General features: G+C 42.7%; 20 protein-coding genes and 1 pseudogene. 17 read left to right on the top strand and 4 right to left on the bottom strand.

Features of this window, described 5'->3' with window-relative positions:
- Positions 1 to 44: 44 nt before the first annotated feature.
- The 7 genes and pseudogenes from DSL64_RS21440 (at position 45) to DSL64_RS29000 (ending at position 7,762) form a co-directional block, all read left to right on the top strand.
- Positions 45 to 779, top strand: a complete 735-nt coding sequence (locus tag DSL64_RS21440; protein ID WP_115832990.1) for an ImuA family protein — start codon at positions 45 to 47, stop codon at positions 777 to 779.
- Position 780: 1 nt separating this feature from the next.
- Positions 781 to 2,280, top strand: a complete 1,500-nt coding sequence (locus DSL64_RS21435) for a Y-family DNA polymerase (RefSeq protein ID WP_115832989.1) — start codon at positions 781 to 783, stop codon at positions 2,278 to 2,280.
- A gap of 6 nt (positions 2,281 to 2,286) precedes the next feature.
- Positions 2,287 to 5,517 carry an error-prone DNA polymerase gene (locus DSL64_RS21430; RefSeq protein WP_115832988.1) on the top strand — a complete coding sequence of 1,077 codons (3,231 nt, stop codon included), beginning with the start codon at positions 2,287 to 2,289 and terminating at the stop codon, positions 5,515 to 5,517.
- Positions 5,518 to 5,600: 83 nt separating this feature from the next.
- Positions 5,601 to 5,807: pseudogene (locus DSL64_RS29425) on the top strand (RHS repeat-associated core domain-containing protein); the annotation flags it as partial.
- Between the two features lie 3 nt (positions 5,808 to 5,810).
- Entirely contained in the window at positions 5,811 to 6,350 is a 540-nt protein-coding gene (locus DSL64_RS21420) for a hypothetical protein (protein WP_115832986.1), read from the top strand.
- Positions 6,351 to 6,723: 373 nt separating this feature from the next.
- A complete protein-coding gene (locus DSL64_RS21415; protein WP_115832985.1) occupies positions 6,724 to 7,080 on the top strand; it encodes a hypothetical protein in 357 nt (118 codons plus the stop codon).
- A 532-nt stretch (positions 7,081 to 7,612) separates the two neighbouring features.
- A complete protein-coding gene (locus DSL64_RS29000; protein ID WP_158547959.1) occupies positions 7,613 to 7,762 on the top strand; it encodes a hypothetical protein in 150 nt (49 codons plus the stop codon).
- Between the two features lie 587 nt (positions 7,763 to 8,349).
- On the opposite strand, the gene DSL64_RS21405 is transcribed toward DSL64_RS29000, so the two are convergent.
- Positions 8,350 to 8,850 (bottom strand): hypothetical protein, encoded by a 501-nt coding sequence (locus tag DSL64_RS21405; RefSeq protein WP_147300396.1) that lies wholly within the window; start codon positions 8,848 to 8,850, stop codon positions 8,350 to 8,352.
- A 195-nt stretch (positions 8,851 to 9,045) separates the two neighbouring features.
- Here DSL64_RS21405 and DSL64_RS29580 point away from each other — a divergent pair, with 195 nt between their 5' ends.
- Positions 9,046 to 9,168 (top strand): transposase, encoded by a 123-nt coding sequence (locus DSL64_RS29580; RefSeq protein WP_115832982.1) that lies wholly within the window; start codon positions 9,046 to 9,048, stop codon positions 9,166 to 9,168.
- A 164-nt stretch (positions 9,169 to 9,332) separates the two neighbouring features.
- Here DSL64_RS29580 and DSL64_RS21395 read toward each other — a convergent pair whose 3' ends face one another.
- A complete protein-coding gene (locus DSL64_RS21395; RefSeq protein WP_115832981.1) occupies positions 9,333 to 10,343 on the bottom strand; it encodes an IS110 family RNA-guided transposase in 1,011 nt (336 codons plus the stop codon).
- 422 nt (positions 10,344 to 10,765) lie between these two features.
- Between DSL64_RS21395 and DSL64_RS28995 the strand changes: the two genes are divergently transcribed.
- Positions 10,766 to 10,906 carry a hypothetical protein gene (locus tag DSL64_RS28995; protein ID WP_158547958.1) on the top strand — a complete coding sequence of 47 codons (141 nt, stop codon included), beginning with the start codon at positions 10,766 to 10,768 and terminating at the stop codon, positions 10,904 to 10,906.
- Positions 10,907 to 11,055: 149 nt separating this feature from the next.
- Here DSL64_RS28995 and DSL64_RS28990 read toward each other — a convergent pair whose 3' ends face one another.
- On the bottom strand, positions 11,056 to 11,214 hold the full coding sequence (locus DSL64_RS28990; RefSeq protein ID WP_158547957.1) for a hypothetical protein: 159 nt from the start codon (positions 11,212 to 11,214) through the stop codon (positions 11,056 to 11,058).
- A gap of 191 nt (positions 11,215 to 11,405) precedes the next feature.
- On the opposite strand from DSL64_RS28990, the gene DSL64_RS21390 reads away from it, so the two are divergent.
- The 4 genes from DSL64_RS21390 to DSL64_RS21360 all read left to right on the top strand — a co-directional run bounded on the left by DSL64_RS21390 (position 11,406) and on the right by DSL64_RS21360 (position 16,036).
- Positions 11,406 to 11,798, top strand: coding sequence for a hypothetical protein (locus tag DSL64_RS21390; protein ID WP_147300395.1), 393 nt, complete (start codon positions 11,406 to 11,408; stop codon positions 11,796 to 11,798).
- A 148-nt stretch (positions 11,799 to 11,946) separates the two neighbouring features.
- Positions 11,947 to 12,591 (top strand): hypothetical protein, encoded by a 645-nt coding sequence (locus DSL64_RS21385; RefSeq protein ID WP_115832979.1) that lies wholly within the window; start codon positions 11,947 to 11,949, stop codon positions 12,589 to 12,591.
- A gap of 2,494 nt (positions 12,592 to 15,085) precedes the next feature.
- The gene (locus tag DSL64_RS21365) at positions 15,086 to 15,532 is read left to right on the top strand and encodes a hypothetical protein (RefSeq protein WP_115832975.1); all 447 of its coding nucleotides are present in this window, start codon (positions 15,086 to 15,088) and stop codon (positions 15,530 to 15,532) included.
- Between the two features lie 168 nt (positions 15,533 to 15,700).
- Positions 15,701 to 16,036 carry an HU family DNA-binding protein gene (locus tag DSL64_RS21360; RefSeq protein WP_262512420.1) on the top strand — a complete coding sequence of 112 codons (336 nt, stop codon included), beginning with the start codon at positions 15,701 to 15,703 and terminating at the stop codon, positions 16,034 to 16,036.
- Between the two features lie 168 nt (positions 16,037 to 16,204).
- Here DSL64_RS21360 and DSL64_RS21355 read toward each other — a convergent pair whose 3' ends face one another.
- Positions 16,205 to 17,524: an outer membrane protein assembly factor BamB family protein gene (locus DSL64_RS21355; protein WP_115832973.1), complete on the bottom strand. Its 1,320-nt coding sequence runs from the start codon at positions 17,522 to 17,524 to the stop codon at positions 16,205 to 16,207.
- An 850-nt stretch (positions 17,525 to 18,374) separates the two neighbouring features.
- Here DSL64_RS21355 and DSL64_RS21350 point away from each other — a divergent pair.
- From DSL64_RS21350 to DSL64_RS21335, 4 genes are all read left to right on the top strand, one after another.
- Positions 18,375 to 18,890 carry a hypothetical protein gene (locus tag DSL64_RS21350; RefSeq protein WP_115832972.1) on the top strand — a complete coding sequence of 172 codons (516 nt, stop codon included), beginning with the start codon at positions 18,375 to 18,377 and terminating at the stop codon, positions 18,888 to 18,890.
- Between the two features lie 107 nt (positions 18,891 to 18,997).
- On the top strand, positions 18,998 to 19,300 hold the full coding sequence (locus DSL64_RS21345; RefSeq protein WP_115833052.1) for a DUF4134 domain-containing protein: 303 nt from the start codon (positions 18,998 to 19,000) through the stop codon (positions 19,298 to 19,300).
- Positions 19,301 to 19,407: 107 nt separating this feature from the next.
- Entirely contained in the window at positions 19,408 to 20,421 is a 1,014-nt protein-coding gene (locus tag DSL64_RS29330) for a DUF4133 domain-containing protein (protein WP_229217178.1), read from the top strand.
- Positions 20,422 to 20,477: 56 nt separating this feature from the next.
- On the top strand, positions 20,478 to 22,841 hold the full coding sequence (locus DSL64_RS21335) for a TraG family conjugative transposon ATPase (RefSeq protein WP_115832971.1): 2,364 nt from the start codon (positions 20,478 to 20,480) through the stop codon (positions 22,839 to 22,841).
- Positions 22,842 to 22,906 lie beyond the last annotated feature (65 nt).

The raw sequence follows: 22,906 nt of genomic DNA, 5'->3' as shown, positions 1-22,906 counted from the left end.
AATTGATACAATTTGTATCAAATGTAATTTAAAAATGGAAGAATATGAAACAGCTGGCAAACAAAAGTGAGCTTGTAACAAAGCTCCGCCGCGACATATTAGAGCGCCAGGGCTACCACAGCAGTACCCGTCACAGAAAAGTGGAGATGGGCCTTGGGCAGATTGAAAAGTCCTTTCCCAATGGGGTCTTCCCGGTAGGCTGCGTGCATGAGCTGGTCAGTCACAGCAGCGAGCAGGCGGCAGCTGCCAGCGGGTTTATGGCCGCAGTGCTGGGCAAGATTACAAGGCCGGGCGGCATGAGCGTGTGGATCAGCACGGCAAGGACCGTGTTTGCCCCGGGGCTTAAATGCTTTGGCGTGGATCCTGACCGGGTTATATTCATCGATGTAAAAAACCAGAAAGACCTTTTGTGGATCACAGAGCAGTGTCTGAAATGCCAGGCGCTTTCAGCTGTGATCACAGAGCTTAAGGACATTGGCCTGACAGAATCCAGACGTCTTCAGCTGGCAGTAGAGCAAAGCCGTGTTACAGGACTGATGCACCGGATTAATCCTTCGGTGGTCAGCAGTACCGCCGCCGCTGCCCGCTGGAGGATCACACCTGTGGCCAGCACGCTCTGTGATGGCATGCCGGGTGTGGGGTTTTTCCGCTGGCATGTAGAGCTTTTGAAAGTACGAAACGGGGAGCCGGGAAGCTGGGATATACAGTGGATGCCTGGTCATTTCACCCAAGACAATGCGGCTCAGCCAGGGAAAGAAGCACTTTTAAAAGCGGGCTGATATGCAAAGCCGATATGCAGCCATCTGGTTTAAAAACCTTCTTTGCGATCAGCGTGCAGTGCGCATGCCTGAGCTCAAAGAGACAGCCTTTGTGCTAGCCGCTCCCAGAAAGGGGCGTATGCTCATTACCGCCAGCAGCGTTGATGCAGAACAGAAAAGGATCCTGCCAGGTATGGTGCTTGCTGATGCAAGGGCGGTGTTTCCTGAGCTGACCGTACTGGAAGATAAACCCGGACTGGCCGAAAAGCTGCTAGGCAGCATTGGCCAGTGGGCGCTCAGATTTACGCCCATCGTAGCTGTAGACGGAGCTGATGGCCTGCTACTGGACATCACAGGCTGCGCGCATCTGTGGGGATCAGAAAAACTTTACCTGCAAGATATCAATCAGCGTTTAAATCAAAAAGGTTACCACGTGCGCTGCGCTATAGCTGATACGCCGGCAGCGGCCTGGGCCAATAGCCGCTACGGCAGACAGAAAGCCATCATTGAGCCAGCGGGGCAGGCGCAGGCGATTTCTGTGATGCCTCCGGCAGCACTTAGAGTAGAGCCGCCGGTAATAGAGAAACTGGAAAAGCTCGGTTTTTACCAGTTGGCAGGACTGATCGGTATGCCCCGCAGCATGCTCAGACGGCGGTTCGGTCCGCAGCTTTTGCTGAGGTTAGACCAGGTGCTGGGACAGGCCCCGGAGCCGATTACGGCGATCGAGCCAGATGAGCCCTACAGAGAAACCCTGCCTTGTCTGGAAGCTATCCGAAGCGGGGCAGGTATTGAAATAGCGGTGCAAAAGCTTTTAGAAGCCATATGTCAAAGACTCTCAAAAGAATCAAAAGGACTAAGAAAAGCACTGCTCACTGCCCACAGAATGGATGGCAGCAGCCAGCAGATCCAGATCGGTACGCACGCTGCAAGCTGCAGCACCCAGCATCTTTTAAAACTCTTTGTTTTGCAGGTGCCCAAACTACGGCCCGATCTGGGCTTTGAGCTTTTTGAATTAGAGGCGCTGATGCTGGAAGATACAGAGCAGCATACCCAAATGCTGTTCGCTCAGTCTGCCAGTGGAGACAGCGCTGAGATCGCAGAGCTGCTCGATACGATCACTGCCAAAACAGGGCAGGGGAGTGTCAGCCGTTACCTGCCCGATGAGCACTACTGGCCGGAGCGCTCGGTAAAAGTGGCGGGGTCTTTGCAGCAGATGCCTGTTTTTAAATGGCCGACAGAGCGGCCCAGACCGATCAGTCTTCTAACGACGCCTGAGAAAATACATGTAACAGCGCCCGTGCCGGATTACCCGCCGATGCTGTTTCGTTACCTGGGCATGATCCATAATGTAATCAAGGCAGATGGCCCTGAGCGAATAGAGCAGGAGTGGTGGATACAAGCTGGCCTTCACCGGGACTATTACATCATCGAAGACCATCAGGGAGCCCGCTACTGGATTTTCCGTCTGGGGCACTACGGAAAGGATTTTCCCGAATGGTACCTACATGGCTTTTTTCCCTGAGCAGCTATGAAATACACAGAACTACAGGTCACGACCAATTTTACGTTTCTCAGGGGCGCTTCGCATCCTGAGGAGATGATCACGCAGGCGGCTGATCTGGGATATACAGAGATTGGCATCACAGACCATAACACGCTGGCTGGTATAGTCAGGGCGCACAGTGCAGCGAAAGCCAGAAACATTCGTATCATCGTTGGCTGCCGTCTGAACACGGCAGATGGGCCCAGCCTTCTGGCTTATCCCACCGATATCTCTGCTTATAGCAGGTTATCGGCTCTGCTCTCGCTAGGCAACTCGCGCACTGAAAAAGGCAAGTGTCTGCTTTACAAAGCGGATGTGTATGCTTATAAAGAAGGGATGCAGTTTGTAGCATTGCCACCGGAATCACTTAATGAATTCTTTGAGCTCGACAGCTCATTTGCTGCCCACCTGAAAGAATACAAACAAAAACTGGCAGACTCGCTTTACCTGGCAGTAAGAAGGGCCTACCGTGGAGATGATGCCAAAATCCTTTTCCGGCTCAGAGAACTTTCAGATAATCTGGGTGTGCCGCTGGTAGCTACCAACGACGTGCACTACCATCATCCGGACCGAAGACAGCTTCAGGATATTGTCACCTGCATCAGAGAGAAGTGTACCATCTATGATGCAGGCTACAGACTGCACCAGAACGCGGAGCGGCATCTGAAGCCTCAGACGGAAATGCTGCGGCTTTTCAGGGCTTATGAGGATGCCATCAGCAATACACAGGTGCTGGCAGCTGCCTGCCTGTTTTCGCTAGACAGTTTAAAATACGAATATCCCAAAGAGATTACTACCGAGGGCAGAACACCCATGCAACAGCTGACGTATCTGACTTGGAAGATGGCGCCGGACTGCTTTGAGGGCACGATCCCAGAGAAAGTAAAACAGACCCTGGAGTATGAGCTTAAATTCATAGAAGAGAAGAATTATGCCTCCTACTTTCTGACAGTTTATGACATTGTGCGCTTTGCCAGAGAGCAGGGTATTCTGTGTCAGGGCAGGGGCTCTGCAGCTAATTCAGCGGTCTGTTTTTGTCTTGGGATTACGTCTGTAAACCCAACCAAATTTGATCTTCTCTTTGAGCGCTTTATCTCGTCTGCCAGAAACGAGCCGCCTGACATTGATGTAGACTTTGAGCACGAGCGGCGCGAGGAAGTTATACAGTATATCTACAACAAGTATGGCCGTGACCGTTCGGCGATTGTGGCCACAGTCACCCAGCTGCACCAGCGGGGCGCGATCCGTGATGTAGCCAAGGCAATGGGCATGTCCCAGGATGCGATCGGAAGGCTTGCTAATTCGATCTGGGAGTTTACAGATGAGTGGTTTGATGGAAAAAGAATCAGTGAACACGGCTTTAACCCGGATGATGCGCACCTGAGAAAAGTCCTGGAGCTTACCTCGCAGTTTATGGGTTTTCCACGGCAGCTTGGCCAGCATACCGGAGGCTTTGTGATCACCGAAGGCAAGATCACCGATTTGTGCCCGGTGATCAATGCCCGCATGGCAGACCGCACCAACATCGAATGGAACAAGGACGATATTGACGCGCTGGGTTTTTTGAAAATCGATGTACTGGCGCTGGGCATGCTGACCTGCATCAGAAAAGCATTTGATCTGGCTAAAAAGCATTACAACAAAAATTACACGCTGGCCAGTGTTGAGCAGGATCTCAAAGAGGTCTATGATATGATCAGTGATGCGGATACACTCGGCGTTTTTCAGATCGAAAGCCGCGCGCAGATGTCGATGCTGCCAAGGCTCAGGCCGAAGACCTTTTATGATCTGGTTATTGAGGTGGCCATCGTTAGGCCCGGGCCGATACAGGGAGATATGGTGCATCCTTATCTGAGAAGACGTAACGGTGAAGAAAAGATTGAGTACCCTTCCAAAGAGCTCGAAGAGATCCTGAAACGCACTCTGGGTGTTCCGCTTTTTCAGGAGCAGGCGATGAAAATAGCGATTGTGGCGGCGGGCTTCACGCCCGCTGAAGCCGACGGGCTCCGGCGGAGCATGGCTACCTTTAAAGCCAAGGGACTGGTGGCGCAGTACGAAAAGAAACTGATCGATGGTATGCTCGCCAACGGTTACAGTCTTGAATTCGCCCAGCGGATCTTCAAGCAGCTGGAAGGTTTTGGAAGCTACGGTTTTCCCGAAAGCCACGCAGCCAGTTTTGCGCTGCTGGTGTATGTGTCATGTTACATGAAATGTTTTTACCCCGATGTATTTGCAGCGGCGCTTCTAAACAGTATGCCGATGGGCTTTTACCAGCCTGCTCAGATTGTGATTGATGCCAGAAAACATGGGGTGAAGGTATTGCCTATTGATGTAAACCTGTCTGACTGGGATAATACACTGCTGGATGAAGGGGACAAATACAAAAGCATCCGTCTTGGTTTCCGGCAGGTGAAAGGGCTGGCCCAAACTGATATGCTGATTCTGCTCTCCTGTAGAAACAGCGGCTACAACAGCATTCACCAGATCCGGGATACAGGCGTGTCCCAGCAGGCGATTGAAAAGCTGGCTGATGCAGACGCGTTCCGCTCAATGGGCCTTGACAGAAGACGGGCGCTGTGGGAAGCAGCAGCGCTTACTGACCGGCCAGATGGGCTTTTCAAAGGACACAGGTCCCAAAGTGATTTTGAGCCGGATGTAACTCTTCCAAAAATGAGCGCTTCAGAGCACGTCGTGCAGGATTATGCTTCCACTTCACTTTCCTTGAAGGCGCACCCCGTCAGTTTTGTCAGAGAAGGGCTTGCACAGCAAAGGGCTGTTCCCACCAGCGCATTGGACCTTTACAAAGATGGCATGATCTTACGCGTAGCTGGGCTTGTGCTGGTTCGCCAGCGGCCAGGAACGGCAGGAGGGGTTTGTTTTATCACCATCGAAGATGAGACCGGGTTTTGTAATCTGGTGCTCTTTGAAAGCCTTTTTGAGAAGTACCGAAAAGAGATTCTCAGGGCCAGACTTCTGATGGTAGAAGGCAAGCTGCAAAGAGAAGGGCAGGTCACGCATGTGATTGTGCGGCACTGCTATGATATGTCGCATCTTCTGAAAGAAATGCACCAAAACCAAGCCGATCCGGCGGTTCAGACACTTTCACGGGCAGATGAGAAAGATGAATATGCTTCGCAGGCAGTTAATAAAAGGACACAGGTCAGAAAGCCAGGCGTGCAAACTGAGATCTTTCCTTCGGGGCGGAATTTTAGGTAGGGGGTTTGTCTAAGAGAGAAATTGTAATTAGAAATGGGAATGATGCAGTTAATAAATACTTTTAGAACCGGAAAGAAAAGTACCCTGAAACCGGTTGGCTGGATTACGGGGCAAGGATGTATATGGCTGAGATTGGAGGATGGGTAACTGTAGATTCTTTAGCCGAGAAATTTCAAAGTTGGTCGCTTTACAATTACACAATGAGCAGTCCCATTATCATGACTGATCCAACAGGCATGGCTCCGATACATATTGACGTTTCCAGGAATGAAGATGGAGCAATTCAGTAGAAAATGGAACAAGGCACTAAATCCGGCGTTAGCTCGGCCAAAATGGTAAAGGAAATAGGTAAAATACTAGTAGTTGCGATTTTAGTATATTTTGTCTTTTTGATGGCAAGTGTTTTAATGTCTGATGGAGTCAAATACATTTATTGTCTCTCCGATGACAAATGCGTTACTGTTTGGAAGAAATCCAATGGGGAGGTATACTTGATACCAGATAGGTATGAAAGTGACGAAAAGCCAACAGGAAGTCATATTAAAACGATTAGCAGACAATTTTTGACATTATATTTTTCCAATGGCGAAGGATTTTCTGATAAAATAATAGTGAGGGATGGAGGTAACCTACGAACTAATCGAAAAATGTACTCGATTGAAAACGATTCGACTGGGAAGTGGGAGTTTGTGGAATATTCAGATACCCTTGGCGCATTACTTTATAAACCAAGTGCAACTAAATTTAAAGATGTCAATGAGGGTGTTGATTATCTAATTATCAATATAGATGAGAATTATGCAATAGATAAAACAGGTGAAGACAGACATTGATGAAAGTATTGAAGACCAGCTTGATATGGCTGATTTTATCTGGGAAGTAAGTAAATTATAAATCGCCCTTGTGAGTTAAAAACGACACTATCTCAAAATCTGTGTAAAGTTGAAATCGGAGTTTTTAACTTTACACAGATTTTTATTTCGCAGAAAATTTAGTCTTAGCGAAAAAAAAATTATCAAAATACTTTTTGACGCAGTTCAAGAGGCGTGGCATCAATGATTTCTTGGCCAGTCGCATAAGCGAGTTATTGAAGAAACGCTGGAAGGTGACGTTGGTGGGTTTGGGCTATTATAGGTTTTCGTTAGAGTGCGGGCATAGGCGCACATATTCGATAGCGACTTCCAAGCAGATAAACTCTAGAAAAAGATGAGAAAAAAAAACAGTCTAATAATTTTTCTACTAGGTTCTATTTTACTGTACTCTTGCTTTCGCGAGGCTTCATGCGAAGACGCAGCTGAAGTTAATAGACCAGATGATTTAAATTTAATTATAGAACGTACTTCAGGGAGTGCTTATAGGCTAAGGCTTGAAGGCACCAACCCAATTACCAATAAGAAGGGGAAGTTTCTTAGGCAAAACTACACATGGTCCCAGCCGTTTATTAAGGATATAGCTGTAGGAGATACGGTAGTTAAACGTAAGGGTGAATTAAAGTTTTACATTCATAAGGCTGATACTATTTTAGTATTCCCATTTAAGTGCAGAGGTGAAGAGTTCAACTGAATTAGATGTGGATCTACGAGCCTTTTTATGGAGAAGATGGGTGCTGCTTATCATTTAATAGTTTTATTGTATTGCCAATAACACTCATGTGCCCAAAATCAGAGAAACCGCTTTACAGACGCAGTAATAATCTGCATAACTAGAGAATGAAGACGTATTGAAGGTCTTCTTTTACCTCTAGAACTTTTGCCAAAGGCTCACAAATGAATTTGAAGTCAACGACATATATATACCCAACTAAGCAGGACTGTATCATTCTTTGTGATTTGCTCAGTTTTGATCGGATAGTTGTTCTGATTGTATTGATAGTCAACTTTGTAAGACACCCGACCGGTCGGTCTAGGATTCAAGTATTCTATGACATTTCCGAGTTTAGAAAAATCCAAAAAAAACGGATGCAAATTAAATCGTCGCCAATTTGAGGACCATTCGGTAAATTAATGCACCAAAGCGCTTTGCTGATTAGAGAATATGAAAAAGGGATATCATGTGTATGCAACGACCGTCCAGTCGTTAACTTCTCAACAGAGGTATGAAAGGCAAAATATCATCATTGGCGAAAATTGATGTCGGTGTAGCTGATGTTGCAGCTCCTACTCCTGCTAGCGCATTGCCAGTGGTAGCTGTTATGAAATTTTCAACAGAGAGAAATAGGCAAGGGAAAATACGTAACGATGAATAACTTGATTAAAATTAGTCGTGGTGATGCACGATTACTTCAAATTATAGGCTGGATTTTTACCCTAAGCCTCCTTGTGCCCATTCTTATAAGGATATGTTTAAATTTCAATTATTACTTAGTAGTAATTTTAGGTTTTGCTTTAGCTTTCAGTATTATATTTCAAAAGGGAAATTTTAAATTGTGGAACATTTGGTATGAGAATAATTTTATTCAATTCTGTAATGTATATAATAGTGAGAGTGTTATCATAGAGGAGTTTGATAAGATTTTAATGACAATCTTATTCAGGAATGAGTACAAGTTATATCTTCGAAATGGAAAAACATACAAGTTTAGAATAAATCCGGCAGAAAATCTTAAACTCTGGTTAAAATCAGACGAGCAATACTGTGCGCGAGAACTGACAAATAAACTGAGGGGTGAACAAAATAGATATTACTCATCTGTAAAGTGAAGGAATAATAATGTTGGATCTAGCTGAGTAATACCCAACTGAACGCGCTTTATCCGGAACATTCTGGGAAAGTGACAGAGATCAAGCCACAGAACTGGCTAGAAGCGAGTTAATCAAGGTTCAGCAAAATAAGTTATTTTACAAGTTTTAGGCTACCAACAGAGTCAGCTACCTCCCTATGACAGGAAATGTAATTATATGATCTGTTTTCATCATTAACTATTCCTCTATATCTTCCTCGATCATTACTCCCTTGATATACAAATTCCCAAAAACCACACTGTCTATTTGCAAAGTAAATTTTATTTGAAAAAAGCATTCTTGCTACTCTAACAAATGTCCTACTATCTTCTTTTGGAAAACCAAATTGAAGAAGTTTTTGTGGTAACGAAATATCATTAAATTGACCAATTTTCTCTTGATTTACATACAACAAAGTGTCTGTATTTTCAATCATAATATAGTATCCCAAATTTTTTTCAGGATCATTAGGAGCAGGTAATTTCTCCAAAATACGCTCAAATTTCTTTATACTATCTTGAACACTGTCAATGTCAGTATTAAAAACTAAGTACTTGACCTCCTCCTTTTGTTGGCAACCTGCCAATAAAATAAATAGAAATAGGATTTTCATATTCATCATTTCCATATAATGTTATATCTTCTAACAACCATTTGATGATCCCTCGGATCTCAAATAAAGATCTAGAATGTGTTGGGGAATTGAGAATATCGGGGATCGTATCAACTTTGTTGTGGCCAGACTCCAAAGATTCGAACAAACAGTTTTTAAAACTGACGGCACGGGCCGCCCCGCGATCCCCAATGGGTGGCAATTTCGTGTTTTTTCAATTTAAAACGAAAAAGAAAATTAGACCTTCGAGAAGTCGTTAACGCTTTGCTTTTCATAGTTCTTACTGGCTGTCAGTGGCGTAATTTGCCGTCCAATTGACCTAACTGGCAGGTTGTTCACTATTACTTTGACAAGTGGAAGAGAAACGGTCTACTACATCAGATAAATTTAGCACTTAATAAATCGGATCGAAAAGCGCAGAGAAGGGAAGAATGGCCTTCTGTATTATGTATTGACAGTCAAATCGGACCGATTTCTATGATCTATGCAACTAAAAGGGAAAAAGAATCTTCATATTTTCGTTTTTCTCTGACACAGGCAAAAACTCGATGAATAAGTTTGTTACAGACATTATTGATAACAAGCATTTGGTTTTTTCCTTCTGCCGTTTTACGTAAATAGTACTCCCTAAGTTCTGGGGAGTGTTGAATAGCGGACATAGCTCCGTTATGTAATAGCGCTTTCAATTGCTTATTGGCTTTGTTGCTAGTCCTGGATCGGCCTTTATACTTTCCAGACTGATTCTCAAAAGGAACAACTCCGGAATGGCAAGCAAACTTTTTTGGATCTGTTATATCTTTAAATTCATTGGTTGAAATTAAAATTTCAGCAGCAATTGTTGGGCCAATTCCTTTTACTGATTCGATAAATTCAAACAGTTCCTTAAGGTAGATATCGCTCTGGATGACTTCTTTTATTAGCTTCTCAATGTTTTGAACATCCTTTTTAAGGGAATCCATTGTTTTTTTGCAAGCTCTTCGAGCGTCATCGTGATCCTTTTTAGTAATAAAGTCCTGGCTGTCGGTCAAGGGGGATTGTAATATTTTCCGAACTTTAATTAGCCGGTTACGTGTGGCAGTCAAACGATCTAATTTTTGGATAACTTCCCGCTTGGGAAGCCACAAGCGAACTTCATCACGATTTTTGTATGCATAAAAAGCGATCCGCTTGGCATCTACTTTATCATTTTTACCCCGAATCATGCCTAAACTTTCTTTGATGTTGACCGGATGTTCTACCCAGACATTTGCTTTTTTAGAATTCAAGTAGTTGAGCAGGTGATTGTTATAAATACCTGTATGCTCCATGCAATACAAACTATTGTGCAAATTGGATTCTGGACATGCCGCTTTTAGATGTTTAACAAATGTTTCTATTCCATCCTTATCGTTACTGGAATGAAAATGAAATAAGACCTTATTAGCTATTACTACTGCAAAATCTAGCGTGGCTTTTGAGATATCAATACCAACGAAATACAGAAACTTTTCCATAATTTTAGATGCATTTTTAGTCTATTTAAACCGGCAAACTGTTTCACACTCAATACCTTGCTAATAGGTCTTAAACCTGAATTTCTATTTGAGTCTTGTGTTACAGTAACCCAGTGGAGCCTTGAATCGATCCATGAGTCGTTAGCTCAGCCGAAGGCGGTAAGGCACTCTCCACTGGGGCTGGTTACTATCATTTTAACAGTATTCTAAAATAAAACTTTTCAATTGTATTCTAAGAATTGTTACATAGTATAAATCTAAAGGCCGAAGCGGTGTTAAGCTTTTACCTACGATTTATGAAAGTAGGGGGTTGATGCAAATAAAAAAGTAAACGGCCGAAAACGTCAGTTATTGGTTGCTAGTGGCGGTCGAATTTGGGCCGCTCATGCACACACGACGCTAACTTTGACCGCTGACATTTTATGCTTAGACGAACGGCTAAAAAAAATTACGGAGACCAGGCGTATAATGGTGTCTTTGCCAAGAAAATGAAGGAATTTGGCATTGGATTTGAAAGGGCTTCCCAGCCTGAGTCAACGCAGGGATTCGTACCTGTCGCATAGCGTTGGGTAGTCGAAAGGACCGTTGCATGGACAAATTACTTCAGAAGACTTGTTAAAGATTATTAATATACAATATCATCTTCGGTAGCTTGGCTATATTTAGCAAATACTCAGTTGATGTTACAAAGGATTCGAGAAATGCCCCAAACTTAATTTCCCAATACATTCTCAGGGTTGGTCAGGTGTTCTGCGATGATCTCATTATCATCCCATACTTGTGTCACTACATGCTCAGGATCCGTTGTTGGATCGTAACCACCAGTAATCACTTTAGTGACCAGGATGTTAGCAAACTTTGAGGTGACCATCTATTTTTGTTAAAATTCTGTAACAAACACGAAAACAATACGAAAGATATTATACAATTACTATTCAAAACTTAACATATATAAGTGGCCATGGCTTAATGTGGTTTGACAGATGGAATTTCGACAGCGCTACCTTCGTGGCCAGCACCACAACATTCAATACCATTTTCCGAATACCGAAACAACACACAATGATGGAAAAAGAATTAAAGAGTGCCGTCGAAAGCGAGGATGAGCAGAAACTTATAAAATGTCTGGACTTGACACGTTTTGGAAAGTTTGACAGAAATTGCTATGAATATATTGAAAAAGCTCTTGTTGGTACATGGCATAATCACCATGAGGATTTAGTAAACACTATTTACTTAAAGAATTTAATTGACGATCGATTTGTGGATCCAATATTGAATATCGCGTTGAATAAGGAGCGATTTCGATGGTATGATGATGAACTCGAAGCGACGTTAAGAAAATGTGTTCATGCATTGAAAACAATTAATTCAGCCGTTTCCAACAGCGCTTTACAGAAATTAAAAGACTTGAATAACGACAATGTAAGATTTGCACTTGATATGTATGAATAAAATGGCATATAACACGGGTTTTGGTTCAGGATGGTTGACGTTTCACTTGAGGCTTTGTGCTTGCCGTGGTAATAAATGAACGTCTGTGCTCAATATACTGCCCAAGTGCAAAGCCCGAAAACGTTACATCTATTCTAATACAGCCATTATGAAAAATCTACACGACAAAGTTTGGTATGCATGTTATGGTTCAAACATTTTGGAAGAACGTTTTCTATGTTATGTCAGAGGTGGACAACCTAATGGAGCCAAGCGAACTTATGATGGTTGTGGCGACAAAACATTGCCTGATGCCAATGAAGACTTTCATATTAGTTCTGAACTTTATTTTGCAAAGGAATCGGAAAATTGGGAAAACGGTGGTGTTGCATTTATTAGAACTTCGTTTGAGCCAGGTGTATCGACAATTGGAAGGATATATTTAGTCACAAAAGGACAGTTAACTGACATTGCCAGACAAGAAACAAATACAAAACAAGGATTAACCATAGACTTTGACAGAGCAATTGAAGACGGCTCATACATATTTAAGCGACCGTCTTCGTATGGTAATATAGTATACTTAGGACCACAAAATGGTTATCCTATTTTCACCTTGACAAACGAAAATGATTTGCAACAGTTGACAAAACCAAGTAAAAACTACATCGAAACTATTAGTAGGGGTATAAGAGAAGCTCATAATCTTGACGACAAAACAATTTTAGAATATTTGAGAAGCAAAGGTGGTATAAATGGCAACTATGACGACAAAGAATTATTAGAAATTATCACGAGTGACAAAATAGTATGATATCTATCTGTCATTTAGAAAGAAAATTGGATCCTGAGTCAACTTAATTATTCCCAGAGTATCTGAGATATGCCTTTGGGTTTGAGAACTCTCAATGTACAGACTCAACTTGTTGTCGGTGCCTTCAGTTCTCCGCCAGCCTATGTACTCACGCTTTTTGTGACCAGCAACGCTAAGAGGGGGCGGTATGCTCCGGTACACCATGTCGAAATCCGTTTTAGAATGGTCAACATGCTCCGGTACGTTCCGTTCTCAACTTTCAAGGGGGTCAACGTATGCCGGAATGGCAGCCGATTCCAGCGAATCAGGCTACTTAAACATTCCAAAACATTCCGGCTTTTTGGGGGGCAACATGCTCCGGAATATCCAGAAGATTAAAACTCAATGATAAATGAGAAAAATTACGAATACCTCAATTCTAGGGCTATTAGATTTCATAAAGAAACTGATTAACAGTGAATTATGGTACGGTATTATAGCCTCACTGATCAAGACGATCTACAGCTATGTTTTCAGGCACTACAATTCTGATAAAATCCAGGTAGTTAACAAACATATCTTAAACCTAGGGAAAAGCTTTCTATCGTTCGACACTGCCTTGTACTCGGAGGAAATGAATGGTGTAGACGCACCAAGCGTATCCTTCTTAGTCGACATCCGCTCCGCTCCCGGGTTAATGCTCAACGGTGAATACGCATATATGTTAAAAAGTCTAATGTGTTGCTGAAGGAAGGGAGCCAACAAGTAATTTGGATACTGACAGAATCGAAAACGGTGCTAATATGCTCGGTGAATCGAGAACCATATTTCATTAAATGGAATGATCATCTCTATATCCTCCCTGAATTCACGTCATAGTTGACCAGCTACTAGAAATGTCTGGTTGGAGAGTAAATCAAAACTAGAGCTCAATCACCGGAATAAGGCCAGTTCATGCAAATAGCAGTTCACTATATTACTTGTCATTTGAAAACAACTCTCTTTCCATTTCAGCTGCATCTTCGTTAGCATAGTCCGTTAAAAACATTTTTGAAGAAGCTTGACCAAATAAGTAGGATCGATTGTTTTTAAAAACTATAACATAGAAGTTTAAATAGCTCCTAAATGCCCTAATTTTGACGAAATCACTTTTTTCAAATCGAGTGCTCCCGAAAAAGTTTTGCACTACAATTTCTTCAGAATTATACTTGATGTTGGAAAACCGGGACGAAATGTACGTTACAAGTATACAGAGTACGGCCAAAAATATATTTACAAAAGAACTGTCATCTTCTATAAAATAGGAGGATACCAAAAATATGGAGCCAAAAATTACAATTGACATAGTTAACCTAATTTGCAAAACGGAACCTTTAGTGCTTATATATCTATATTTCATAGTTTCCTATCTTTAACTGCTACTTTAAATTTAAGTACAAGTTCTGCATTTTTATAACTTATCACTCCCAGCACCTAACATATAAACGGCACTAACTATAGGTGCCTGGAATACTGGCTTGTCCTATTATCGCTTTAAATTTACCAAAGATTATTTACGAATGGGTAATGGTGGTTGCAACTTTATTGAATATGAATTTCCAGTTGGAAAGGTGAATGTTTTGCGCTAACCTTGTCTTCCCACCGTGTTGTCTGCCAACGTTGTCGTTATCTGTTTACTCAATCTTGATGGTTCTTAGGTTAAGCCATTCTGCCAATGTTTCCTTTGTAATATCATTCTCTTTGTAGTCTTTACTGGGGCCACAGCTCGCGAAAACCAGCATTTCAGGCCAACGGTAAAGGTTGAGGGTGCTCCGGTCCTCTGGAAAGAGTTCACCCTCGTTCAAACACTCGGGTTACTATCTGTCCTGGATCCGTTAATGGATCCCAGCCACCAGTTGTCACTTTGATGACCAGTAGATTAGCAAATTTTGAGTTTAGCATTTAATTTTGGTAATATTCAAACCCAAAAATGAAAACGCTACTGAAGATATTATACAATTACTATTCAAAAGGTGGCCAGGAAGATATGCCATGGGTTAGAACTAAACTGGTATTTCTAGTCTTACTTGTCCTGGTGACGATATTTCCAATATTGTCAATACCTGAAAGTCGTATAAGGGATCACAAGATTAAAAACAAGTATCTGGTGAAAAATGGAATTTCGATCCTAGTGTGTTTGGTTTCCGTCGTTTTTTTTATTAGTAGTTATCTTTTGCTAAAGTCAGCCGGTGAGATATAATATAGTAAACAACTCCTTGCTGAGCAATTGAAGGGCTAACTGCCTTAAGAAGTTTGACGTTTTAAAGGCAAGTTCGCTACGTTTACTTTTTGTATTAATATTTTAATAATCAATTGTTTGTGAGGTATTAGTCGCAGTCTACTCATAAGTATTCGCATAGCCTTGAATGGATATGTGACAGTGAAAATTTGCTTTGTGAGACTACAAAGTGTATATTATCGTAGCAATTTGATACTGATTAATGGAGGTTATTTATAGGAAAAGGTTACTTATTTAATGAAAGGGCAGGTATATATTATTTTATTAGGTCTTGCCATTGTAATTGGCTCGTATATATGGTTTATTAGTAAATTGGTTGGAAATATTCCCGCTTTAAAGGAATATAAAAGATACGAGAATATTTCGTTATTAGATAGTAATATAAAATCCATTTTGCAGCATGAATTAAAGTATAATTGTGTAAAGATAGATACTATTAGTAGAAATGATGATGAGCCGAAATATATATTGACTGTTGATATGAAATTCAAAGAATATGATTATAAATTTATAATAAGTTATTTTTCGTATAATTCAATTTTAAATAGTTCGTATAACAGTAAAATTGAGTTAATAGGAGCTTACGACTTTAAGAATAAAGTGGGTGGATTTCATATTGACAAAGCTGGGATGGAGGATGTTATAGGAGTTTTTGAGCAAAAGATTATTGCAAAATTGAGATAGCTTATAGATTACATTTTTGTTAGTAATGTTCCCGTCAGGGATAGAACGGATTAGCCCGCAATGCAGTGAGGACTATGAGTGATAGCCTGTGCCTCATTGGCAGTAGGCCAAGAGGTGACGGCAGCATCTTGTTAGAATACTCTTTACTTTCCTGTTGATAATTAGCTCATTACCCCTACATTTGCTGATTCATTTCAAGAAGTAAAAAACATGACAAAAGCAGACATAGTAGCAAAGATTACCAGCAGAACAGGGGTTAGCAAGGAGGATGCTGAAAGCGTGTTGGAGTCATTTTTTGTTACGATTAAGGATTCACTGGCAAAGGGAGAGAATGTTTATTTCCGGGGCTTCGGAAGCTTTATCACCAAACAAAGAGCGGAGAAGACAGCCAGGAATATTTCTAAAAACACGGCTGTGATTGTTCCGGCCCATATTATTCCCCATTTTAAACCTTCGGATGAGTTTGTGAGTCAGGTGAAAGAAGGGCAGTTACAGTCTGCGTAAGAATCTTGCTTTCTTGTGAAGGTAAATCGTGTTGAGCCAGGTAATTACTGTCACAATTATTGCCACTTTTAAAGCTTGTACGCGGAATGAGGCGGTTTTTTTCTGGCTACCATTATCCTTCTGTAATCATGATAATAGTAGCCAGAAACTAATGGTTGGCAGCATGAATCATCTTGCCGCATCAAAGCAGTATAGGTAGTGATCGGTCGTAGCAAAAATCTTGCCTTTCGTTCCGTTTTTACCTTCGATGCCTGTCACAAAGCCATGCCATTCAGACCTGCGGCCATTGCTGGTACTTCGCTCAATTGTATTCAAGTTCCAGATAAGTTTCCCCGTCTGTAGATCTACAGCCCGTAAATTACCAAGAGGGATCCAATAAATGACCCCATTTTGATGATACAGGTCACTGGACAGACTGTTCGATTTTTGAGACCAGACATTGCTGCCATCATTTGCGCTCAGGCAGTATAAAGTAGCATTAGCCATGTTAACCAATAGTTTGCCATCAGCATATAACATATCAACTGGTACGGTCCGTTCTGAGGTCAGTCTTCTGTGCCATTTTTTTTCTCCGCTGAACAAATCAAAGCACAGTGCAAAGTTTCCGGAGGTTAAGTAAACATCCTGCCCATTCACGATTGGTTTTAAGCTGAGCATCCCAAACTCGCCTTCAAAGCTTACTGGTTTTCTGTCATAAACCCATTTGTTAAGGGTGAGGTTGAAAAGTCCTAAAAACGTCCTGTTGGTTGGCTGATTTTGTTCAGAGCCCGTCATGGGTCCTCTTTCCAGGTAAGGCACTAACAAGTAGTCTATGTTTTCATACCTGAAAGCATATATATCTTGCAAGCTGCCAACTGCCAGACCGAGCCCGTTATGGAATGCAAATTCTTCACTGTAAGGAGGGTGACTGATTTCTGTAAATGACTGACCTGACTGGTCATATTTGAAAAAACTATCTGCAATTTTTCCTTCGCTTCTGGCTGCCTGGCCATTTGCTATGAAAAAAAGTTTTTCTTCAATATTGGCTGCCTCGGAATAGGAGGGGAATGTTCGTTTATGTCTCCAGATTGTTTTACCGTTATTGGCATCAATGTAATAGTCTGACATCAAATCATGCACCCACAAATTATTATTAATAACTGCAAAATCATCGTTTAAGGTCCAGACAATTTTGTTGTCGTAGAAATCGTCCCACACCCATAAATTTTCACCAGTCTCGACGTCCTTTAATGCCAGAGAAGATTTCCAGCTTGAATTATCGGCATCAGATTCTCTTTTTAACTCACAGAGTATGCCTTTGTCTGCGATTGTGTAACCATTGTATAGTTTTTGCCCGAATGCGCCATCGGATATTGAGCTTCGCCAAACATGAGGAATTTGTGTTGCTACTCCGTCGCTATCATATTGGGTTTGTACATCCTCGTTTCTGCATGAAATTAGCAGAAACGAGGATACAAAGCAGATTAAAACGCTGATCTGTAGGTCCATGAATTGAAATTAATTGTGTATTCTGAAAACGAGTGGATCTGATCCTCCATTTAATACCCAGGTTAAGTGAGGTTCAATTCTGTCTACTGTTCGCATTTCCCTGTGATTAACTCCACTGGCTTCTCTTTTAGTACCCCACCAACCTGCATGTTAAGCATGCGTAGACGAACAGGATAACGCCTACTACCATACCGCACGGCAGTAATGATTTGTAATATACATATCAGATTATTAACTAGTAACTATTATTTACTTATTATTTCCCTTCCAATTTCTTTTTAATGTAATGTTTATACTGGTTTTATTTCAATTTGTGATTGGCGGACTATAATGCACTTATTTAATAATTTTATTGCGAGACATATCTGCCCAGATTAATGGTTGTCCAGAGCTGTGAGTTAAGTTTTCAATGTTCTGATGTTTCGGTTGGACGTTAAAATCTCTTATGATTTTGAAAAGGGGTGAATTTTTGAAACAAGGTTCAAACTTCATTTCTGGCTTTTTTAGGTGGCAAATCTGGGAATTATCGAAGGGTGCTATTATAATATCTCAAATCAAAAACACAGTATACGTTTCCTGACATATCTAGGTTTGTTCAAAGTTGTACCCTTTTGCTACCTTTCAAGCTCTTCCTGCAAAAAAGGCATCAAATCTGACAAAATCTCGCCCTTGAAATCCAGCATCTTACATAACAATCCTCTCAACGTGATAAAAGGGTCCAGAAAAAGTTGGACTTTATTGCTACCCTGACTGCGCATTTACTTTGTGACATCAAAAACGAACCGGGCGTCTTTCAAACGGAAAGCAAACGGGCTCGAAGATCCAAACTGTTCATTAAATCAGATGTTCCATGTTAACAGCTAACCCGTGGGTGGTGTATGCATCAGTTGTCACCCCACTATTATCAGCCTACTACCTTGCAGTCGGTTTTATTTTCTACCGGCACGATCTGAAGGCTAAAATCGCAAGTTGGAAAAATCCCCCGGTCAGAGCCGCAGATCCTGAACTGAAACCAGAACAGACCAAGGAGCATGTTACGGCCGATACCGCTGAGGATGATCTGGCGGAGATTATCGAACAAGACGAAGACGAAGTGCAGGAGCCATTCGGGGACGAGGTTATGATGAGTAAGGTGGAAGAGCTGTCATTTCATCTGAAAGATGCGATAAAGCAGGCGCACCACAGCGGATACAACAAGGAGGAATTCATTCTTCTTTTTCAAATGACATTCAAAGAATATGATGCCATATATGGCACACCGTTCCAGCTTTCAGTCAACAATCTGATTGAAGCGGAACTGGAAAAATACGGCTCCATCCACCTGAGCAGTGAGGACAGGGTGAGGATGTGGAATCAGGTCGATTGATGGGGCAGGTCCGTAGGTAAACTTCCCGCGCTTTGCGGGAAGATTCCTACCGGATCAATGAAGTGCATGTTCAACTTAAACAGATAGAGGAGATGAGAGTGAGGGGAATGTTTAAAAGCAGACGTTGGCTGCTGACAGGGGTTATTATGCTTGGGGCGATTATTTCCAAAGCCCAGGATGGGGCGGCGGGGATTTCTGAAGCCGACTCGCAGGTAAGATCTTACTTTGAACCGGGGACTAATCTGATGTATGCGATCGGAGCAGTTTTAGGCCTGGTGGGGGCAGTAAAGGTGTTTCAGAAATGGAATGCGGGTGATCAGGATACGAACAAAGTGGCGGCAGCCTGGTTTGGCAGCTGCATCTTTCTGGTGGTAGTAGCGACAGTTTTACAATCTTTCTTCGGGGTGTAAGCAGTGTCCGGCGTGTAGCGCTGCCGCACGCCGGCCTTTTTGAAAATCGAAATAGTAATCAATTTGTTAGTCAACCCTTCTTGGAAGTGGTTTAAACTTTAATGATTATGGAAGAGCTATTTATGGCAGAGAGCCATGCTTATCTTTTTTTGGATAACCCCGAGATCCTGATCAAGGATTCTCAGCTATTCACAAGGCCGCGTCTTCTCAAAAGGAAGGTCAAACAAACAAGTGACCGGATCATGGCCATGATTGTGGCAGGCAGTTGCAGACAGGAGATCATCGATCAAAGCGTGGAGCTGATCACAGAAGAGCTCAGGCCATCCAGGTTCGGATATGTATGCGCTGTGATTGCAAGTGAGTTTCCCAAGACGTTTTTGAGATGGGTGAGAATTGATGAGCTGGCTGAGCAGGTTTTGGATGTGGTAAACGCTTGTGAGCCTGTGTTCTGCATGTTCAAATTTAATTCACAGAAAGCAGAGCAGCATAGCATTTACCAGACGGTAAAAAACTTTATCGGCCACTATCTGAAAAGAAAAAGAAGGTGCGAGCTGGCCAGGCCGGTATTAGAGGTAAGAGTTCAGGATAACCAGCCAGTTATTGAGCCAAAGGAACCCCAGGTACTTACCGCTGTGGCTGTACCGGTAACAGAGACCATACAAACAGCTGATATCAATCCCGTTAAAATTAAAGAGACAACCTATTTCAAAAGCGCACTACTGGAAAACTACGGTGCTGTGAGAAGCAAGGCACCAAAACGAGGCAGCGTAGTATGCCCACCTATTTCTGAAACAAGTCAAACCACACATAGCATGGCATCAAAGCAGTATCCAATCAATAAAGGAATAAATAAAAGCATCGTGTTCAAGGGGCTTAAAGCGCAGTACATCGGCTATATGGGATTAGGGCTTTTAATAGACCTTGTCTTCTACGCAGTGTTGTATATGCTGAAAGTGAACACCTACGTGACGCTGCTACTGACCGTTTCTTTAGGTGCTTTGATAGCAGCGGGAGTATATCATCTGAACGCTCAGTACGGCGAGCACGGCCTAGAGAAGGCGCTGGCCAAAAGAAAGATTCCCAGGCGCGTGCGCTCTTTTTCCAGAAGAATTTTTAGGTAATCATTTTACAAAATGAATATTAGAATGGCTTTCTACAAGCAAAACCACGATCAGAAATGGAAAAGTATTTAGAAGATTTAATGCCGATTCTGGAAGTATCCCAGGGGTGTATTCTTTCAAAGAAGGGTGATGTGACAATGGGTTTTCAGATCGATTTACCTGAGATTTTTACACTCTCAGATCAGCAATATGAGGGCTTTCATCAGGCATGGGTGAAGGCGCTGAAGATGCTGCCTGTCGGAAGCGTTTTTCACAAACAGGACTATTTTTTAAAAAGCGAGTATAAGGCAGATTTCACAAAACAGGATACGAGTTTTCTTACGCATAGCTCAGAGCGCTTTTTTAACGAGCGGCCGTTTCTGGATCATCAATGCTATGTTTTTATCACCAAGAAGCCTTCTGACAGAAAGCCGTCCAGCTCGATTTTCTCAAATCTACTAAGACCAAGTTTGTTTCCGAAAGAGACGCTCAATGAGCAGGCCCTGCAGGAATTCCGCGGCAGCGTGGGACAATTCAAAAGAATTATGGAGGATTCAGGGTTTGTTAAGATGCGTGTATTGGAAGATAAGGAGCTGTTGAGTACTGCCAGCAAGCAGGGGCTGGTAGAGCGGTATCTGTATTTGTCAGGCGACAGCAGCGCAAGACTGCTGAGGGACATACAATTTGAAAAAGGGATTAAGATTGGCGATCAGTACTGTCAGCTGTATGCGCTGGCGGACGCTTCGGATCTGCCGGCGAGCTGCAGCGCGGGGATTCACTACGAGAAGTATTCGAGTGACCGGACCAAGTTTAGCACCGGATTCGCAAGTAGTCTGGGCCAGCTGCTGTCGTGCAATCATATTTACAATCAGTTTATTTTCATTGAAGATGCAGACAAAACCCTGAAGCGGTTGGAGGGAAAACGGCTCAGGTTGCAGTCTCTGTCGATGCATGCCAGGGAGAACCATCTGGCACTGGATGCTACCAACGAGTTTTTAAATGAGGCGATCAAAGAGCAACGCATGCCGGTGAAGGCCCACTTTAATCTGATGGTGTGGAGTGATGATCTTTCCGAGCTGAAGGAAATTAAAAACATGACCACATCAGCGCTCGCGCAAATGGACACCAGCGCGCGTCAGGAGATCACGGGTGCCGCCCAGATTTATTGGGCAGGGATTCCTGGAAACCAGGCGGACTTTCCGATGAACGAGACGTTTGATACGTTCACCGAGCAGGCGGCTTGTTTTCTGAACCTGGAATCCAGCTACCGTAATTCGATCAGCCCGGTTGGTATCAGGCTGGGTGACAGACTTACGGGAAGACCGATGCACGTGGACATTTCTGACGAGCCAGTCAGAATGGGGATATGCACGAACAGAAACAAGTTTATTTTGGGGCCTTCGGGATCTGGTAAAAGTTTTTTTACCAACCATATGGTCAGAAGCTACTTTGAAACCGGGGCGCATATTGTGCTGGTGGACGTTGGGCACAGCTACAAGGGACTCTGTGATATGGTAGGGGGCTATTATTTCACCTACGACGAGAAGCATCCGATTGAATTTAACCCTTTTTATATTCCAAAGGGTGAGCAGCTGGATACTGAAAAGAAGGAAAGTATTAAAACGCTGCTTTTGTCACTTTGGAAAAAGGATGATGAGACATTCAAGCGAAGTGAGTATGTAGCGCTTTCGAACGCGTTGACGCAGTATTTTGCGCACCTGGATGAAAACCCGCAGATTTTTGCCTGCTTTAACAGCTTCTATGAGTTTTTAAAAACGGAGTTTGTGCGCATCATCCAGGCGGATCAGGTCAAAGACAAGGATTTTGACATTCATAATTTTCTCTACGTTCTGATGCCCTACTACCGGGGTGGCGAGTTTGACTATCTTCTGAATGCAAGGCGGAACCTGGATCTTTTGAATCAGCGCTTTATCGTCTTTGAGCTGGACAATATTAAGGAGCATGTAATTCTTTTTCCGATTGTAACGATCATCATAATGGAGCTCTTTATCAGTAAGATGCGTAAGCTCGAAGGGGTCAGAAAGGTCTTGCTGATAGAGGAGGCGTGGAAGGCCATTGCCAAAGAGGGTATGGCTGAGTACATTAAGTACATCTTCAAAACGGTTAGGAAGTATTTTGGTGAGGCGATTGTGGTCACCCAGGAGGTGGAAGACATTATTTCTTCCCCGATTGTCAAGCAGGCGATTATCAATAATTCAGACTGCAAGATTCTTTTAGACCAATCCAAATACCAGAATAAGTTTGACCAGATTCAGGAGCTTTTGGGACTGACAGAAAAGGAAAAGGCGCTGGTGCTGTCGGTGAACAAGGCGAATGATCCGCTCAGAAAATACAAGGAGGTATTTATCAGTCTGGGTGGAGTGCTCTCGAAGGTTTACCGGACAGAAGTGAGCGCTGAGGAGTATTTGGTGCGCCCATAAGGGCATATAGTGAATGTGGTTTGGCAACCACTGGGCAAGTGTTTAGAACGCCCATCAACATCCGA

The sequence above is a fragment of the Dyadobacter luteus genome (assembly GCF_003383615.1).
Lineage (GTDB): Bacteria > Bacteroidota > Bacteroidia > Cytophagales > Spirosomataceae > Dyadobacter > Dyadobacter luteus.
The sequence above is the reverse complement of the archived record's forward strand: the minus strand, read 5'-3'. Positions and strand labels throughout refer to the sequence as shown.

Bases quoted from the DNA above. Each gene is read 5' to 3' on its own strand.
- DSL64_RS21440 (WP_115832990.1), top strand. From the start codon at position 45: ATGAAACAGCTGGCAAACAAAAGTGAGCTTGTAACAAAGCTCCGCCGC.
- DSL64_RS21435 (WP_115832989.1), top strand. From the start codon at position 781: ATGCAAAGCCGATATGCAGCCATCTGGTTTAAAAACCTTCTTTGCGAT.
- DSL64_RS21430 (WP_115832988.1), top strand. From the start codon at position 2,287: ATGAAATACACAGAACTACAGGTCACGACCAATTTTACGTTTCTCAGG.
- DSL64_RS21420 (WP_115832986.1), top strand. From the start codon at position 5,811: ATGGAACAAGGCACTAAATCCGGCGTTAGCTCGGCCAAAATGGTAAAG.
- DSL64_RS21415 (WP_115832985.1), top strand. From the start codon at position 6,724: ATGAGAAAAAAAAACAGTCTAATAATTTTTCTACTAGGTTCTATTTTA.
- DSL64_RS29000 (WP_158547959.1), top strand. From the start codon at position 7,613: ATGAAAGGCAAAATATCATCATTGGCGAAAATTGATGTCGGTGTAGCT.
- DSL64_RS21405 (WP_147300396.1), bottom strand. From the start codon at position 8,850: ATGAAAATCCTATTTCTATTTATTTTATTGGCAGGTTGCCAACAAAAG.
- DSL64_RS21395 (WP_115832981.1), bottom strand. From the start codon at position 10,343: ATGGAAAAGTTTCTGTATTTCGTTGGTATTGATATCTCAAAAGCCACG.
- DSL64_RS28995 (WP_158547958.1), top strand. From the start codon at position 10,766: ATGCTTAGACGAACGGCTAAAAAAAATTACGGAGACCAGGCGTATAAT.
- DSL64_RS28990 (WP_158547957.1), bottom strand. From the start codon at position 11,214: ATGGTCACCTCAAAGTTTGCTAACATCCTGGTCACTAAAGTGATTACT.
- DSL64_RS21390 (WP_147300395.1), top strand. From the start codon at position 11,406: ATGATGGAAAAAGAATTAAAGAGTGCCGTCGAAAGCGAGGATGAGCAG.
- DSL64_RS21385 (WP_115832979.1), top strand. From the start codon at position 11,947: ATGAAAAATCTACACGACAAAGTTTGGTATGCATGTTATGGTTCAAAC.
- DSL64_RS21365 (WP_115832975.1), top strand. From the start codon at position 15,086: ATGAAAGGGCAGGTATATATTATTTTATTAGGTCTTGCCATTGTAATT.
- DSL64_RS21355 (WP_115832973.1), bottom strand. From the start codon at position 17,524: ATGGACCTACAGATCAGCGTTTTAATCTGCTTTGTATCCTCGTTTCTG.
- DSL64_RS21350 (WP_115832972.1), top strand. From the start codon at position 18,375: ATGTTAACAGCTAACCCGTGGGTGGTGTATGCATCAGTTGTCACCCCA.
- DSL64_RS21345 (WP_115833052.1), top strand. From the start codon at position 18,998: ATGTTTAAAAGCAGACGTTGGCTGCTGACAGGGGTTATTATGCTTGGG.
- DSL64_RS29330 (WP_229217178.1), top strand. From the start codon at position 19,408: ATGGAAGAGCTATTTATGGCAGAGAGCCATGCTTATCTTTTTTTGGAT.
- DSL64_RS21335 (WP_115832971.1), top strand. From the start codon at position 20,478: ATGGAAAAGTATTTAGAAGATTTAATGCCGATTCTGGAAGTATCCCAG.